Source organism: Duncaniella dubosii (assembly GCF_004803915.1).
Classification (GTDB): Bacteria; Bacteroidota; Bacteroidia; order Bacteroidales; family Muribaculaceae; genus Duncaniella; species Duncaniella dubosii.
Window position 1 is genome coordinate 2,758,956 of sequence record NZ_CP039396.1, and the last position, 17,124, is coordinate 2,776,079.

Annotated in this window: 16 protein-coding genes; all 16 read right to left on the bottom strand. The window is 45.2% G+C overall.

Annotated features, from left to right (window positions below):
• Nucleotides 1–13: 13 nt before the first annotated feature.
• On the bottom strand, nucleotides 14–607 hold the full coding sequence (locus tag E7747_RS12325; protein ID WP_136416254.1) for a type ISP restriction/modification enzyme: 594 nt from the start codon (nucleotides 605–607) through the stop codon (nucleotides 14–16).
• An 8-nt stretch (nucleotides 608–615) separates the two neighbouring features.
• Nucleotides 616–3,201, bottom strand: a complete 2,586-nt coding sequence (locus tag E7747_RS12330; protein ID WP_136416256.1) for an N-6 DNA methylase — start codon at nucleotides 3,199–3,201, stop codon at nucleotides 616–618.
• On the bottom strand, nucleotides 3,195–4,244 hold the full coding sequence (locus tag E7747_RS12335; protein WP_136416258.1) for a DNA cytosine methyltransferase: 1,050 nt from the start codon (nucleotides 4,242–4,244) through the stop codon (nucleotides 3,195–3,197). The genes E7747_RS12330 and E7747_RS12335 overlap by 7 nt, the downstream gene beginning before the upstream one ends.
• Nucleotides 4,234–5,349 carry a DNA cytosine methyltransferase gene (locus E7747_RS12340; RefSeq protein WP_136416260.1) on the bottom strand — a complete coding sequence of 372 codons (1,116 nt, stop codon included), beginning with the start codon at nucleotides 5,347–5,349 and terminating at the stop codon, nucleotides 4,234–4,236. The genes E7747_RS12335 and E7747_RS12340 overlap by 11 nt, the downstream gene beginning before the upstream one ends.
• A 240-nt stretch (nucleotides 5,350–5,589) precedes the next feature.
• Entirely contained in the window at nucleotides 5,590–6,099 is a 510-nt protein-coding gene (locus E7747_RS12345; RefSeq protein ID WP_136416262.1) for a very short patch repair endonuclease, read from the bottom strand.
• Between the two features lie 125 nt (nucleotides 6,100–6,224).
• Complete coding sequence (locus E7747_RS12350; protein WP_136416264.1) at nucleotides 6,225–7,982, bottom strand: relaxase/mobilization nuclease domain-containing protein; 1,758 nt, start codon at nucleotides 7,980–7,982, stop codon at nucleotides 6,225–6,227.
• Nucleotides 7,979–8,356, bottom strand: a complete 378-nt coding sequence (gene mobC / locus E7747_RS12355) for a plasmid mobilization relaxosome protein MobC (protein ID WP_136416266.1) — start codon at nucleotides 8,354–8,356, stop codon at nucleotides 7,979–7,981. Before mobC ends, E7747_RS12350 begins: the two co-directional genes overlap by 4 nt.
• 357 nt (nucleotides 8,357–8,713) lie before the next feature.
• The gene (locus E7747_RS12360) at nucleotides 8,714–9,979 is read right to left on the bottom strand and encodes a DUF3987 domain-containing protein (RefSeq protein ID WP_168185337.1); all 1,266 of its coding nucleotides are present in this window, start codon (nucleotides 9,977–9,979) and stop codon (nucleotides 8,714–8,716) included.
• Between the two features lie 128 nt (nucleotides 9,980–10,107).
• A complete protein-coding gene (locus tag E7747_RS12365; protein WP_136416270.1) occupies nucleotides 10,108–10,470 on the bottom strand; it encodes a helix-turn-helix domain-containing protein in 363 nt (120 codons plus the stop codon).
• A gap of 100 nt (nucleotides 10,471–10,570) precedes the next feature.
• Nucleotides 10,571–11,260 (bottom strand): hypothetical protein, encoded by a 690-nt coding sequence (locus E7747_RS12370; protein WP_136416271.1) that lies wholly within the window; start codon nucleotides 11,258–11,260, stop codon nucleotides 10,571–10,573.
• Nucleotides 11,261–11,504: 244 nt separating this feature from the next.
• Entirely contained in the window at nucleotides 11,505–12,614 is a 1,110-nt protein-coding gene (locus tag E7747_RS12375) for a site-specific integrase (protein ID WP_123407290.1), read from the bottom strand.
• Nucleotides 12,615–12,714: 100 nt separating this feature from the next.
• Complete coding sequence (locus E7747_RS12380; RefSeq protein ID WP_136416273.1) at nucleotides 12,715–13,617, bottom strand: helix-turn-helix domain-containing protein; 903 nt, start codon at nucleotides 13,615–13,617, stop codon at nucleotides 12,715–12,717.
• 249 nt (nucleotides 13,618–13,866) lie between these two features.
• Nucleotides 13,867–15,405 carry a tRNA uridine-5-carboxymethylaminomethyl(34) synthesis GTPase MnmE gene (gene mnmE, locus E7747_RS12385; protein WP_136416275.1) on the bottom strand — a complete coding sequence of 513 codons (1,539 nt, stop codon included), beginning with the start codon at nucleotides 15,403–15,405 and terminating at the stop codon, nucleotides 13,867–13,869.
• A 126-nt stretch (nucleotides 15,406–15,531) separates the two neighbouring features.
• Nucleotides 15,532–15,885, bottom strand: a complete 354-nt coding sequence (locus E7747_RS12390) for a GNAT family N-acetyltransferase (protein WP_228449152.1) — start codon at nucleotides 15,883–15,885, stop codon at nucleotides 15,532–15,534.
• A 154-nt stretch (nucleotides 15,886–16,039) separates the two neighbouring features.
• On the bottom strand, nucleotides 16,040–16,516 hold the full coding sequence (locus tag E7747_RS12395) for a DUF6194 family protein (protein ID WP_228449153.1): 477 nt from the start codon (nucleotides 16,514–16,516) through the stop codon (nucleotides 16,040–16,042).
• A 7-nt stretch (nucleotides 16,517–16,523) separates the two neighbouring features.
• Entirely contained in the window at nucleotides 16,524–17,123 is a 600-nt protein-coding gene (locus E7747_RS12400; protein WP_136416278.1) for a uracil-DNA glycosylase family protein, read from the bottom strand.
• Between the last annotated feature and the right edge of the window lies 1 nt (nucleotide 17,124).

A 17,124-nucleotide genomic window follows, 5' to 3' on the forward strand; every position in this document is an offset into this window, starting at 1 on the left:
AATTTAGGCATTCTTATGAATTTAACTGGATGAGATTAGATGCCATCACATCTCTTACTACGGTATCCAAATTCTTGTGTTCGGCAATATAGATACGCAGCCGATTGACAAGATTCATGAAGTCATCAATTTCCTCTGCCGCTAACGCCTTTCGATAATAGGAGTAAGAATGGTATTTAAGCCACTCTCGGACAATACCGTATCCTGAGACACTGAACTCAAGAATCTCTGATGGAACAGGCTGAATAAAATGATTCCCTTTTACAGAGGTAAATTCAACGCCATCCTCATTAATCGAATAACCTTTAAGCTCAAAGGATGCCAAAGGATTCATCCAAGTAAAATTTCCATCTGCCTCTTGTTGTGAGAATTTGTAATCGCTTCTTTCCAATGCCGCGAGACGTTTCCCTATCTTGACAAGCTCTAAATAGAGCTTTTTATCATTGGTTATAGGAATGGCAGGCGTTTGCCCAGCCAAAGAATGAAGCTTGGCTGAGAACTCGTTTAAAAAATAAGGCGAAGACAAAACTGCATAGGCATAGAATACCAATGTGTCCTGCACTTTTGCTGATTCTAAGCCAACCTTTTCCGATAATATTTCGAGCAATTTAGGGTTTATATTTGAAACCGCATCAGAGTTCCAATTCGAGCCCTTTTTGTAATTCGGAAAACGATTGCAGAACACATGAGCATTTCCCGAGTAGCCAAGTCATTGTCGGGAAGGTGCCAACAAAATGAAGTAAACTTCGTAATTGTCCGACTGATTTCAGCTGGAGCAGGTGCAACGGCAAATCCAAAGACATTCGGGTCAGAGAAAGCCGCTCTTACCTCTGGACGATACCTCATACCGCCACCTTCTGCATTTTTGAGTGCAGTCAATAGAGTTTCGTCATCGTTGACATAAGCCTCCAGAAATGGACGATACGAATACTGGCTACCATTCTTGGATGAGCGGGCAACCAGTACACGAACTGAATTTGACAATTTCTTTTCTGCCGGAGGTTTTGCTTGTCCGCTATACCATCGGTCTTTAATGTCAGAATAAGAATGAGCAAGATCACCAATATACTTGCTTCTTCTACTCAATTGTCCTTTGGAAAAATGTACCAGCAAGTGTGTCGGTGCAAGTTTCATTCCGGAACAATGACGCAAGAAAATCCCATTTTCAGAGCCATGTTCGGCAGCCAATGGGATGAACTGAGAATACAACTCCACATCGTACTCGCCCTTCGGACGCAACGAATACTCTTCATCAATGGATAATACATCCCAATCCAATGCAGTTACATCTTTAGAGAAGAACTCCATTTTTTGAGCCTTTGAAAGTCCACGCAAATCTTTGTACCGCACAAATTTAGATGTATTGTCGGCTGTAAAGGATGCAAGAATCAGGAGCCGGCCCTGAAGTGTATTGAATACATTCTGGTTGGCACTTTCAACGCGATTGTCAGAATCAAACTCAATTACTGATATCTCATTAGCATTCTCAATTAAGAACTTGCGAGCATATTTGAACGAGATATTTTCAGCAAATGCTGAGGGAAGGATAAAAGCAATTATTGATGGTTTGCTTATCATAGCCTTATAGATACCCCATCGCAAGAACTTTATCCACTCGTTTGTCAATTGCATCTGTACGTTCTGCCTTCCTCGTCTGATTGGTGGTCGGAAATCGTTCATAAGAGACTCCAGGAACTGACCTGCATTGGTGACAGAAGAATCGGAACAAGGGGGATTGCCGATTATGATGGTAAGAGGCGGCTGAGAGAGTTTGTAGGATGCCACTTGTTCTTTTGCGAAAAAGAGACCGACCGAATCTAATTTGCTGAAGTCATATTCCGGCTTGCAGAAAGTATTGTCTCCCAGAGTGTTTGTTAGATGCACAGACAAGGTAAGAGCCGTCGGGATCTCATAGATTGACAATCTATAATTGGCCAGGGCATATGGTACGGGAAGAATCTCAAAGCCGATGAGTTTTGATTGAGGAGGCAACGTAATATTGTCCAACACAGATTCAAGGAATGTTCCCGTTCCACAACATGGATCAATCACGAAAAATGGATTGTTCTGAAGTATCTTTAAATCAGGATTCACCTGAATATTGAAGAACACCAGACGAGCAATGAAGTCTGCTAATACCACGGGAGTATACCACGCTCCAAAGTCAATGCGTGTGTCCCTGTCGTATGCGGACAAGAACTCCTCATACAATTGATGGAAATTAGGACGACGCACTGCGTTATGAGACAACTTTACAAATGCCAAAAAGCGTCTCGTATTATCATACCATCCACCTATTTTGCTGAGTTTGGAATCCAGTTCCTCAGAAAGAGCGTTAAACAAATGAACAAATGGCTCCACATGGTCAGAGTATTCCTTATATGGCTTTTGCGTCCAGAAATAATGGAGCATCTCATATTTCAATGAGGGTGAAAACTTCTCATCATTGATGAAGCGATGGGCATATAATAGTCCAAATGCAAGAATTTGAGAAATAAATCCTGCAAATGTTCGGTCATCTGACAATGACGCATCAAGGTTGTTCGCTGCAATGTCCCACAACCGTTTCAATGTGCGTATAGTGGTAAGCTCGGATTTCGATTCAGCTTCGTCTTCTTCCAAATTCAGTAATTCAAGAAGATCGGTGCAAAGCAATTTTGCTCGCGTGGACAATTCTGTGATAACCATCTGCTCGGGAATGGTACGGAAGCCAATCTTGGAGAAGAACTTCTGAAAACGTTCCAATGTCTGAAGGTTATATTCAGGTTCCTCCCAGTTTACAGGCTTTTGAAATAATTCAAACGAATCAGCAGAACCGTCTACATCATAATAAACGAACTCAATCCCGTCTGTGAGCAAGACTGGATTGCCTAAGTTAAGATACTTCTCTACCTGCGATTTGTATTCCTCTACATTTATGTTCTCCTCAGGCGACAACCCTTTGGCCTCAACATATCCATATACACCCATAGTGTTGGAATCGGTAAATGCCCAATCAGGCCGTCCGTACTTACCCTGATTTCTCGGTTCAAAAATCCGCTGGATATTTGAACCGAAATAAGAACATAGGTTAGCGAAGAAATTGTCGAGAAATGGGCGGAAGGATAGCTCTGCCGTAGCCAGCCCCGTAGAACTATTGAATTTGTAGAAATCCTTAAGTTCAACAAAATACTGTTCTAATATGCCTTTATATCTTACCATTTCTCCAACGCTTCAATTATAGATTCTCCAATATGTTCCGCAAGTTTGACAGGGACGGCATTTCCTATTTGTCTTGCCACTTCAACCTTGCTCCCAACAAAAATATAATCAAGGGGGAAAGTTTGCAGCAAAGCCCCTTCCCGAAGAGAAATAGTCCTATCCTGCACCGGATGTCCAAACATTCCACGAGAAAAGCTATCGAAACGAGCAGTTATTGTTGGTGCGACTTTGTCCCAACACATTCTGCCGAAAACATTACGGTGCCCCATTACAGATGAACTAACTTTATGACATGGCAGCAATAAGTCTTCAGGTAGAAAATCTCTTCCCTGGCCTTCTTTCACTGCTTGAATGCGTTTGAGACTATCAGGAGATAACCTGTCTCTCCTATGATTTGGGAAATCAGGATGATCTGTGAAATCATCAGGTGGTGGAGGAAGAAATCCTATTGATTCCCTTACGGTGATTGTTCTGTCGTTGGGTTTCGGATACTGGTATAAAGGAGAATCATGGTCTTTACGTTCTCCTATGATGATTATACGCTTGCGTCGTTGGGGTACGTCAAAGTTTTGTGCGTCCAACATACGTTGGTGAATAAAATAACCTTCGGCAGAAATCTTGTTTAAGTTCTCCTCCAATATGGCGGCTCCACGTTTCCCCACAATGCCGGGTACGTTCTCCATAAGAAAAAACTTGGGTCGTACCGTCTTTACGACTTCAATGTATCGACTAACCAGATCATTTCGTTCATCGTTATCCTCGCCTCCTCTTTGGATAGAAAAACCTTGGCATGGAGGGCCGCCAGCAAGTAAATCAAGTTCTCCTTTTTTAAGGTCGAAGTGTTTTAAAAGAGTATCTGTGTCCAAATCATAGATGTCCTGAACTTCAGTCTGATGATTCTGCAGATACTTCAAGTTAGAGCGCATTGTCGCTATAGCCTTAGCATCAATGTCAAAGCTATAAAGTATGTCAAATCCTGAATTTGACAATCCAAGCGCCAATCCTCCCGCGCCACAGAAACAATCAATACAATTAAAGCTCATTGGGTTTAGTCTCCTGTAAATATATTTGAGTGGCTATCGCCATCGAAAGCAACGGAGGGACAGCCTCTCCCACTTGTTCATAGCGGTCGCTTGAACCGCCTTCAAAAATAAAAGAATCGGGAAAACTCTGAAGTCGGGCTACCTCTCTAAGGGTCAAACCTCTATCTTCTTCGGGATGGCAGAATCTACCACACGCTGGATTTCGTGAAGTTTTTGTAATTGTTATAGCCGGCTTATCCCAAAACAAGCGTCCGTACACATCTGAGAAGCCCTTGACTTTATCCAGACATGGAGGTCCAACATGAGGTGGGCGACTCCCACCATTCTTGGGGACTTGGGCTATAACGTCTATTGTGGACTGTTTGTGTTTTGAACTGAAATGGTATGGATCATTGCCATTTATGTCATTTGCTTTGGGCAGATTGCCAATAGCGTCTCTTACGGTATTGAAAGAATCTTGCTTCAAGACCCCGAAAGGCATAGTAAACGGACGTTTGGATGCTACAATGATGGCCCTAACACGCGCTTGGGGTACTCCAAAAGCGGCGGCATTATATACTCGTTGAGTAACGTAATATCCAGCTTCTGTAAATATGGCCTTTGCCTCTTCATAGTGACATCTGAACTTGCCGTTAAGAACCTCTTGAACATTTTCCATGACTATATAATCGGGATTAATCTGAATAGCCAATTGAGCAAATGTTCGGATAAGGGAGTTCCTTTGGTCTTCCGGTTTCTCCTTATCCTTCTTCCTGTGAGCAGAAAAGCCTTGACAAGGAGCACATCCCACCAAAATCAACGGCTCATCTTTTGTATGAGCAGCCAACTCTTTAATTTCCTTAAGGGTATCCTCAGTGATTTCTCTTATATCTTTACAGTAAGTTTTGCATCCAAAATTGCTCCCGAATGACTTTAGGGCAATCGGATTGATGTCAATGCCACAGACAATCTGAAAAAAGTCCGGAATGGCAGCGAAACCTAAAGACGTGCCACCACAACCACAGAAAAAGTCTACGACTTTCGCCCTGCGGTTTTTAGACACGGCATCTGGCCTCCAAAGTGGGAGTCCTTTGCTAAATTCTAAAAATTGCGATTCAAAATCCATAGAGATCTTGTGTGGCACCTAAATAAAAGAACTCCCGTGTAGGCAGACAGGCGACCAAGCCTTTTACACGACTACACGGAAGTCCTCTAATATGTTGAATATAAGTTGTTACTTACATTGATTGGTCTATTTGTCTGCGCAAGCGCGTATTATATTACAAAGTTACGAAATTTTTCTGAGACTTAGGTAATCTTTCGCAAAGATAGTGACAGGCATGGGCAAGATTTAGGCTCTGCTGGCTTAATTTTTCTTATCTCCATATGGGGCTCTTGGTTCTGCGGCTATTTGGTCGGCATCGGGCGGGGATTCATAAGTATTTGACTTATGCTCCGTCCCGACTATCTCTTGATATAGCCTTTCAAGAATTTCTCCCCGTTTTGCCTTGGTCTTTATGTCACACTCCCATACGCGTATTACTTTCCATCCGGCAAGCCGGAGGTCAACACCGTTGGCATAGTCGCGGGCTATGTTCATAGCTATCTTGTGACGCCAGAAGTCAACGTTGGTTTTAGGCAACCGATAATACTTGCAACCCTCATGACCATGCCAGAAGCAACCGTCGATAAAAACAACCGTCTTGTATTTCTTCAGCACAATGTCAGGCGATCCTGGCAGTTTACGGTTGTTGACACGGTAGCGCAAACCACGGGAGAAAAGATACTTCCGCACAATCATTTCCGGCTTGGTATCCTTTCCCTTGATAGCCGCCATGCAACGGCTGCGCTGCTCCGGTGTCATCACATCTGCCATAACTATATAACAAAATTAGCGATAATTTTCATGCGGACAAAAGGATATGTGTACGAATTCAGAATTCGAATGAGAGGAGGTTGGATTTGTCTATTTTGCAGTGCGTACCACGGAAATAAGTGTCACTATATTGCGAGTTGTGTGCCGGATTGTTGGTTGTCGATGTGATTGTAGTGGGATTGCTTGCCTACTTCCCATTCGCGGTTGACGGAGTGGGAGGATGAGATGTCGCGGGAGATGAGGCGAGCGAGGGCGGTGCATTGATGAGTAGTGAAGGCTTTGGCTTGTTCCGGTGTGTAGTCAGACTGACGGAGAGGGAGAGTGATGCTTCCGGTTGATTTGGCGGTCAGTTCCTTGATGCGGTTGGTCAGCTCGGTAGCGTCTTCATGAGTTATGCGCAGAATTGCGAGTTGACAAAGATAAACGTTTGCCGCGTTGTCTTGCAATCTCGCATGGAAGCGCAATTCATCGGCTGTCATCGGATATGTCGCCGAGAACCCATCGGCTGAGACTACTCGGATTGCTCTACCGCCATCGCGCATCTTGATAATGTTGACGCTTCCTATTCTTGAACTGATGTCGCTTACCGGATATTTCTGCAATACGGATTCAAATATTTCGGTTGAGAACATGGTGGCGGCTATCCGGATTGCTACATCTTCTCTTTCACTTTCGGGCGAGTTGAAGTACCATGCCGATTGTCGAGGTGACATCTTGCGAGTATGTTCTGAACCGTCGAACAACCGGATTGACATTATGCCGTCCATGCCGGATTTCCGTACCTCCATAGAGAACAGATCGCGGTATATATCCAGCGGGCATTCCTTGCGCTCCTGCTTCTTCGCGAAGTCTATCAGTTCTGACAGCTTCATCACCGTGTTGCCGTCAAGTGCCATCTTCCGGTTATGATCAACGATGCCGTAGCCACGGATCTCACCATTGCGGTCTTTCTGAAAATGAATGTCTATGCCGAATTTGGTTTTGAGAATGTCCATCAACTCCGACATATGCCGCTGTTGCTCCTGGGATAGTGTCTTGCCGTTCGAACCCTTGATTTTACGTATGTCGTGGTTGGCTTTCCGGCGCACATATTTTTTCTTCTGACCTTTGTGACCCTTGACATTTTCGACATTTTGAACTTTTCCCTCCGCAATTTCAGCCTTATATTTCCTGATAATCGCACGGAGTTGTTTAGCCCGTTCTTTCCGGGTGTCGTTTCCTTGCGAAATATGCCTCCCTATCTCAGACAACGAGATTGTCGTGGCCTTGACCCCTCCGCGAAACAGTACATAGCTGTCATCTACGCGCTCAAATTTATATCCATGTGAGCGGATTATATTGGCAAACTGTCCTTCGGTGAGATAGCCGTAAGAGAACATACGCTGAATGTCGCAGTTGATGTCCGATGAAAGAATACGATTTGCGGCGGCATTGAGTCGTGCATAGTCGTGATGATCGGGTATCGGAAAACCGTTTGGCTGTATGCGTGTGGAAAGTATATGCACATGGTTGTTGTCGGTGTCGTGGTGGTAGTACACGAAATACGGCTGTCTGCCATATCCGGCTTCCGCCATGAGCTGACGGGCAAAGTCGGTCAACTCGTCAGCCGACATCACCTGCCCCTTTACAGAGGCGGCGATGTGGAACTGAAATCGCGTGGTCTTGGTGTTGCCGTATGTCCTTGACCGCTCCTTCAGGTATTTCTCAATCTCTCCGGCGCAGTCGAACCCGGCTTCATGCAACAGCTTCACCTTATGACGAATGGCTGCATCGACATTCTCCATAGCCATGAGCCGGGCCACGCCTTCGGCAACCTTGCGTTCATTATATCCGGCACCGGGGAAGCCGCCACCGGATACCATGCCAAGTTTCTTGACTATCATAGACGCTCTTTGATTTTGATTTGGTTAAGATGCACCCAAATGGCAGACAAGTCATTTCGGAAGAATACAAACGGTTGGATATCCGAGGCGGACAATCCGTAGGGCGACACCTTCATGCGCTCGTTAATCTGATGGGTGGTCTGATTGACATTCGTCCCGATTTTCTTCAACTGACGCAGAATAGCGGTAAGTAACGCTGGTATCTCGGAATTGGCTGATGATGGCGTAGCCTCTCCGTCATATTGCAGAGTGGCGCAACGGATACAGGCACTGATGTTGCCGTTGAAATGGCTGTTGGCTTTGGTGCGGATTGCTTTGGCGGTTGCTTCATCAACGCGAAGACGTATTATTATGGTCTTATTATTTGATGACATGATGTTACTATGCTTTGATGCTCTGATGCTTTAATGTTATGATGATATTATGCTTTGAGGCTCTGATACTCTGATATTTTGATGTCATGATGATATGCTTGGAAGTCATAATGCCATAAAGACTATGTGTCTTGATGATTGTATCTCTTGATTTCATGGTCACATGATATTTTATCCTTACAAAAGACTGCGAGTTTCGAGCGGGATTGACCCAACTCTGCGAGGTGGCAGGATTGCCGTTGTGGGAACAATCGGCATATCTTGCACAGCAAGATTTATACACCTAAGAAGTCTGACAGACTCGTTCTCACACCCCACTTGAATGGCCTCGTGAAAAATGTCAAAGTGTCGAAAATTTCAAGGGTCACATGACATTTTCGTGTAGCGTCCATGCTCCTCTTTTCTGAAAAGGGCTGAGTTTTTCAGGAACCGTTTTACCGTGGATTCAGACATCCCGAGTGACCGTCCGAGGTCGATGGCATCCGATGTCCGGAAGTCGTAAGGCAAAGCGTCCAACAATTCTAATTGCCGTTTGTCAAGATTGCCGGATAATGACACGCGGATTACACGGTTTTCCATCTCACGGAAATACTCGACCAACTCAATAGCCGCCTCCGCGCTTTCGGTATCTATCATTGTTGCCGACTCTCCGGCGCAGATATTCTTCATTATCCGGATTATTAGACAGAAGCGTATGAGATAGGTCTCGAGTTTTCCGCACACGGCTTTCTCCGCTTCCGATTCGGTGGCAGAGTATATCGCGTTGTTAACATTATCTTTCCATTCGCACAGTCTCCTATGGGCTTCATGGGAGAAAGTCAATTCTGTTGGCTGTTCTTTTCCCTTGAAGTCAAAAGTAACGACTTTGCGGATTATCTGCTCCCATTTCTCCATGATTCCATCAGGCATACGGTCAGTGCCCCATGTAGGCATATCGATAATGTCGGGATAGACTTTCAGAAAGCGGGATGAAAAGCCATTGACAACACGCTCACCGCCGAATTGCTTTGCGAGACGTCCCGGTTGGGTACTGCCGATTATGGAGCAATACGGGTTCGGCAGAAATATATGCTCATCAGCAGATTTTCGGATATACTTGAATGGTGTGCCGCTGAACGCGCTGAGAAAATAGCTCTCATCCGAACTGTTGTAACGGTTGAAGTTGGCGAACAGGCTTTCAAGTTCATCGCTGTAAAGGATCACGCCCTGCGGATTGTCGCGCATGGCACCGATCAACGCCTCGATGGTCGCATCGACAACCACATGACACCTGCGCCTCGGTCGCTCCATATCCTCCGGCAAAGACAGTGCTGTACGTTCTTTCTGAGATTTGGACTCCCATTTCTTGTAGGCTTTGAGTTTAACGCAATACTCCCGGTCATACTCATGGTCGAGGTTGAGCAGAGGCGACAGGGCAAGCCTGAGCGGAGGAGTCTTGCCGCAACTCGGATAACCGACAAGTGCCACATACATAATAGGTCGCTCAACCCATGTCGCCGAAAAGCGCACCGTCCAGCGGTTACCCATTGCAGCAGCGAAAGTAGTGAACATGGACGCAGATATGAAATTGACATTGAAATGCTCATACTCAACCAATGCCTCCACGATATTACGTATAGCCATAGGAAATACACTTAGAGGGAAAGAGGGCACCTCCTTTTGCGGCTTACGTTGAGGTTCTATCGGATCATCCTCATGCAACCCACAAGCCGGACGCAGTGGCATCCTGCGGTTTTGATAATAAGAAGCCATCACCATCCGGATTTGGGTTTGCGGCGCATGGTTGATTTCATCTCGGCAAGAATCTCGCCTGATGATTTGGAACCATCGCAGGCGTGCTGTTCCTGCCAAGCGATAAGTTCCGAAGGGCGGAATTCCAGCATCTTGCCTACTTTGTAGTGAGGCAGTATGCCATCGCGCACCATGTGATACACCGTCGATTTCTTACGTCGGAGAATCTTGCAAGCCTCGTCGATGCCAACAAGACGGTTGTCATGCTCGGACGGTTTCATGCCGATTGCCTCTTTCACGAGGGATTTCAGTCCCTCGATCTCATTAATCAGACTGCCTACCAGATGCGGGAGCGAGTCAAATGAAGGATTTGTATTTTCCATATTTTACGTTTTAGAATTTGTCGCAAAATTATGGGTATCGGCAATGGTGAACCGGTGAGGGAAACGGTTATTTTGCTGATTGGCAGAGTTTCACCGAAATTTAACAGATACTGAGTTTCTTGGCGAGAGGAAAAGGTGCCAGAGGCAGACGTGGCTCGACTTTAGGGAGAGTGAATGCACCCTCATCCGAAGAAAGTTTTTTGGCGATGGTACTTATCTCGACATCAGCGAGTTGCCACGGAAATTGTGATTTCAGAAATTCGGCCATCATGGTATTGGGTATTTTAAGCCGTTTGGCGATATTCCATCCGAAATGATACACGTCATGTGTGCGAAATTTTGAGATGCGGCGATTTACTGAGATTTGCGTTGTCGGCTCTCCGAGAATAAAGGCTTTCAGATTATTGTCAAGAGACATCAGTTCCTCATTGGTCAATACTCCGGCAAATGTTCCCAGAGTATAGGCTATCACTTCCTGCGCTTTGGGAGTGTCGAGCGGTGACACTCCCTCGGCTAAATTAATTACCGTTCCTTCTAATTGTTCGACTGCTTTATCCTTTCTGCGCTTGAATGATATAACACCCAATGGCTCACGTACAAGAGGGATGATAAAGAATTGTATGCCATACTCTACGGAAAGATAACATAGTGTGAACATAAGAAAAGTGGTGATTGAGGCGTTTACGGAAGTCGCCAGGGATGCTTCCTCCGATGAGAAACCTACAGATACAGCCTTACCCGCGATGCAGACAAGGGCTATTGTACGGATTGAATTCAAATGTGTATTCATGTGGATAAAATCTATTGTTTTATCCTGCAAAAGTATAATATGCCGATTGCTAAATACGAAATTTTGGACACAAATTTTATCCTGTAATGTCCTTTTTTAACAGTCGTATTGCTAACATGAACTAAAATGGAATAATATGGAAACCAATGGTTTATTATCGGGTAACTGTGTCACCGGATATAAGTCACAAGATGAGGAAACAGCAACCGTGGTCCACACTGAACCACGGTTGCCATTGATGATTTTATGTAAGTTTTATGCGACCAACTGTGTCGCGTTTGGTGGAGTCAACCAATCGGGCGTAAATTTGCGTCGTGGTCACGTTGGCATGATCGAGCATCTTGCTTACCGTATATATGTCAGTCCCGGCAGCGAGTTGGAGAGTGGCGAACGTATCTCGGAAACGGTGGAATGTTATACGTTTTGTGATACCCGCCGCTTTCAGCCATTTCTTCAGCGGTTCCTGCGTCATAGAGCGGTTGAATCCCTTGAAGACAATCCCCTTGTCCCGTTCGCCGCACAATGCCAGCATCTCCGGACTGAGAGGGTGGATTGATTCTTTCTGCGTCTTCTGAATACGGATGAACATAGCCATCTCTCCATCGGCATCCGGACGTATATCCTCCCACCGCAATTTGAGTATGTCGCTTATTCGCAATCCTGTCAGTATAGAGAACAGTGAGGCCGCTTTCAGTATAGGCTTCTCGCAGGGTGTGGCGGCAAGCAACTTCACTTCATCAGCCGTGAGAAAATTTTTCTTGACCTCCTCATATTCGATATCCTCAATGAAGTCGTTGAGATTTTCTTTAAGCAACCGTTCTTTGTATGCCTCTTTCAGCAGAGCGCGGAATGTTGACCAATATCCGGCGGCAGAATTGCGTGTGATGGTCAGTTTAGGGTGACGGAGCTGTTTGGCTGTCAGCAGATATTCACGGAATTTGTTGCACAACTCTATGGTGACATCGCCGAATGAGCATTTACCGTTGACAAATCTCTCGAAGTGGCGATAGACGATGATCCACTTGTCATAATGTTTTTTCGCTTTCTCCTCAAAATACAGCAGAAAGTCGGCTTTCGGCTGTTCGCGGTCGAGGAAACCGAACTCATTGTTAATGACCGCCTCCTGACGGCGGCAGCGTATTATCTCGGCACGCATCAGTATCGAGTCGTTGTATTCACGCTGATATTTGTTGCGCGGATTTGCGAATATGTAGAATCCCAGGTACTCACGACGCGACATCTTCATTGTTCTTGGATTGCGTATCGCCGGGTAGTAGTCGAGGTACAGCGACAGGCGGTCGTTCTTTATCGGACGCTGGCGCAGGCTGACTTTGGAACAGGTTGATGGTAACATGGTTGTATTTCTTGTTTGTTGATTAATCGTTATACAAAACTATATAAAAGACTGATGGTGAAATGGTGATGATAGAATCACCTGTACCGCTCACCGATTTTTAACCAATCTTCGGCGGGGCGAACAGAGCATCAAGAGCCTTGCGGTCGATTCTCACATATCTGCCCTCATAACTTCTTGGAATGTCATGTGTCCGGACGTAATGAGAAATCTGGTCACGGGTCATGTTATACCGTGCCATAGCTTCCGGCATGGTGTAGTATTCCGGCTTCAACTCAGACTCAATACCCATAGCCTTGTCAAACTGACGGCGCGAGTAAAACACCTTGCACTTGTCCTTACGCTTGCCAATCTTCCGCTCCGACACAAAACGATAGACAGCCTCCTTCGACATGTTGAACTTGGCACATACCTCCTCGACGGAATACCATTCTCCGGCTACCGTCTCAGTAGGCTGCTTATCGGCAAGATTATTGTCGATATGTTTACGGCTCCATAGAGTCTTTCCACGGACAACGGTTTTCGGAATATTTCGCTCCTTTGCCATCTTAAAAAGCCACGAATTGCTGATACCGAACTTTTCAAGAATCTGCTTGGTCGTGTAAAACTCCTCGATAGGCTCAGCCACCTTCTTCTCCCTCTTGATATATTCCGGTGGATTCTCAAACATCTTGTCAATGCTTGCTCGGCTGATAAGCGTCTTACCTTTCAGGCGTATGCATGGTATAAGACCATCAGCGAGACAGCGGTACACGGAGGACTTACCAATCCCCAATAAAACGGCACATTGTCGTGGTGAAAAGTAGTTACCAGCTGGAATACATCTTTGTTTTTTGCTCTCGGAAGTCGCATGGTTCTCCTGCTCAACATGGGCTTGCCTGCGCAAAGCCTTGTAAGAATGTTCGCTACATCGCTTTGAACAGAAGCGGGTAGAGCATTTGTGAGCGATAAATTCCTTACCGCACCACTCGCAGATTTTGTTGATGTCGATTGTACTGCTCATCGGTTATTTCTGTTAAAATCCATTCAAAAGTGTCCTAGCGCGTCCCACTGTGTCCCAGAGTGTCCCAACACTCCACAACCTCGGAAGAGGCGCAACTGAAACCACGGAAACGGTACAATCGCGGTACAGGAAATCGCTAAAATCGACCAAAATGTGCAAAAATCGGATATTTTGACCAATAAAAAACGCCCCTGAAAAGAGGCGTTTCGTATTATTTATTAGCTAATTATGTGATTATCAAGTGTATACCTATTTACCGATGCAAAACCGTTCAAATATAGTTTTAAGCAGATCGTCGGTGGTTATTGTGCCGGTGATGGATGAAAGGTGGTGGATTGTTTCGCGGAGGTCTTGGGCTATGAAGTCGCCGGAGAGACCTGTGTTAATGCCATCGATTACGCGGATTAATGATAATTTGGCGTGGGTAAGGGCTTCATAATGGCGGGCATTTGTTACTATTAAATCAGCATTACCGCTTTCATCCGCGCCGGAATATCTGTGGAGCTGTTTTAACAATGAAGAGATGTTCAGTCCTGTCGAGGCGGATATATAGAGTAGGGGAGTATCGGTGGTACTGGTTGATTCGGTAAACAGAGCGAATGATGGATTCATGCTACTTACGCCAAACGTTTTGGTGGTGAAATTTTCATTGACATGTTTTTCATCTTTCATCGCATCATCTGTAGAATCGATGCCTACGGAATCGCCATTCACTAAATTGATAGGCCTATTGCAGACAGAGGAATGCAATGTGTCTATCTTGTTGACAGCGACAATCAGATTTGAACCTTCCGGCAGATGTGCTGCTATCGACTTGCGGAATGTCTGAAATCGTTCTTGTGGCATGTCGGGTGTAACGAGCCAGATGACTATGCGTGCTTTGGAGATAGCTGTGTAAGAACGCTCGATTCCGAGATTTTCAACAGCATCAGCGGTTTCACGGATACCGGCAGTGTCAATAAACCTATAAAGCACGCCGTCAATCTCCATCGTATCTTCGATTGTGTCACGTGTTGTTCCCGGAATATCACTTACGATGGCACGATTGTCATTCAGTAACAGATTGAGCAGAGTGGATTTTCCGGCGTTTGGCTCGCCAATGATTGCCACCGGAACCCCCTCTTTAAGCGCCGATCCGGTAGAAAACGACGATACGAGGGAGGATATTCTTGTCAGGAGTTGTTCGGCAAGATTTTTTAAATGCTGGCGTGAGGCGAATTCAACATCTTCTTCCGAGAAATCGAGTTCGAGTTCAAGCAGCGATGCAATCTCAATCAGCTGATCACGCAACTCTGAAATATGTTTTGAGAAATCGCCTCTCATCTGTGAGGCGGCAAGGCGGTGGGCGCTGCGCGACGAAGCTGCGATTACGTCGGCAACGGCTTCGGCCTGTGCAAGATCAAGACGGCCGTTGGCAAATGCACGTCTGGTAAATTCTCCTGCTTCCGCCATGCGACATCCGCGACGAATCAGAAGATTGAGCAATTCACGTTGAATCCATTTTGAGCCGTGGACAGAGATTTCAACGACGTTTTCTCCTGTAAAAGAGCGTGGGGCTCGGAATACCGTAGCGACGGCTGTGTCGAGTGGTTCCTCCTCGTTTTCAGGGTCGATTATGTCTCCGAGGTGTGCTGTGTGGCTCGTGACCTCTGATAATTTGCGGCCACGCCAGATGGTGTCTACGATGTTGAATGCTTCCGGTCCGCTCACGCGAATTATGGCAATGCCTCCCACTCCTGAAGGAGTGGAAATGGCGCAGATGGTGTCTGAATCAAGTTGCTGGTACATGTTCGCAAATTTACAACAAAAAATGCGAGATACCTACTTCGCCGTGATAAAAATGTCGGGATTGTGATAGTTTGTATGCTGTTTACATTGTTTATTCGTCGGTTTGTGCCATTGTTCAAAAATTAGTCATAAATTCCTATGGGCTAATACCACGGTGTAGCTTCCGGCGTTATATGTAATCCCGGTTTCCTGAAAGCCGTTCTTATGCCAGAAATGCTCAGCGTGTAAGTTGCCTTTAGCCCAGCCGAGTCGAAGGCCGGTAATTCCTGATTTTTTCATATATTGGCATAGCTCATCAATAATACAGCTCCCGATTCCTGTATTCTGAATTAACAGAGATGTCATAAAGAAACCGATAAAAGCATTTTGCTCTTTCGGATACGACATTATTAAGTCCATCACAGCTATTAATTCTTTTCCGTTATAGTAGCCTATATAGTATTTGTCGGATATGTCTTTTCCGTCAGGCAAAGCTTTCATATCATTAAGAATACTATGTTTCGTGACAAATGGCGGACAATATCTGTAATAAGACTCGTTTCTAATACACAACGAGTATATGTCTTGAACATCTGCGATATTCAACCGGCGGACATTGTAATTGGAGGAAAGCAAAGCAATGTTCATTGTGATTTTATATTTTTATCTCCGCAGCCCTTGTCTTTCTTTTACCGAATTTCTCTTTCGCGTATTCGTAAGATTCAAGGATGTAAGGCTTCAATGATTCAAATGTCGTTTCAGATGGAGTCAAAGCGCAAATCCACCCCATCCACGCATAGACCGGATGTGGCATAATGACATCCTTTGCAGTAAAGTCATACGGCATATCCACAATACAGCCCTTGTTCGGGCGTTGTGGCAATTCTGCGAATAAAGTGCGGAATGTCTGTTTTCTGACTCCAATATTCACACGCCACACACCATCGCGGTCAAGGCGGGAAGCCCGGTCATTGTCGCCATCCTTTTCTTTGATTGTCAATACATACACGCCACGTTTCAACACACCGCCGGGATTGTAGAAGACCCCACGCTCGCCCCAGCTGTTTACCTCGACAAGCCCGTCAAAGTTGTCAAGGCAATATTTCATAATGTCATCAGGTGTAATAGCCATATTTCAATCAAGATTCGTTTATCAACCGATACATCAAGGCAATATCCTCCGATGCCATTTGGAATTTTGATTTCTCAATCAGAATGTTCTGTCCGGTCATAATGTAAGAGGGTATAATGCGTATTCCTTTATGGAAAATCTCAGTGTTACGCAATTTGTAGGTAGATATACTTGGAACTGCATTTTTCCCGGTTGCCTTTTTGATTATCATATTAAAGGCTTTTTTCGCCACATCACCCATCAGCATGACAACCTGAAGATTAGGCAACAGATCAAGCTCCTTTTCAAGATACGGCAGACTTTCTTCAATACTATCCTTTGAAACTGTGTATTCCGATTTGGGTGTCTTGACGGCATTGGTGATGTAGATGTTGAGGTTCAATATATCCTGAATACCACTTACCTCTATCCCCGCCTTTCGGAACAGCGGGATTGTAGTCGACATATATGCGGAGTCAGACTTTCCATAGAAATCATCGTCAGAATCAACCGGGACAACTTCGTTTATCAAGATAGCCCGTATCTTTTCCGGCTCAATATTTACGTCATTAAGCCGCAGAAATTCTGTATCACCACAGAGTTGTTGCAGTTGCGATTTTATATTCATG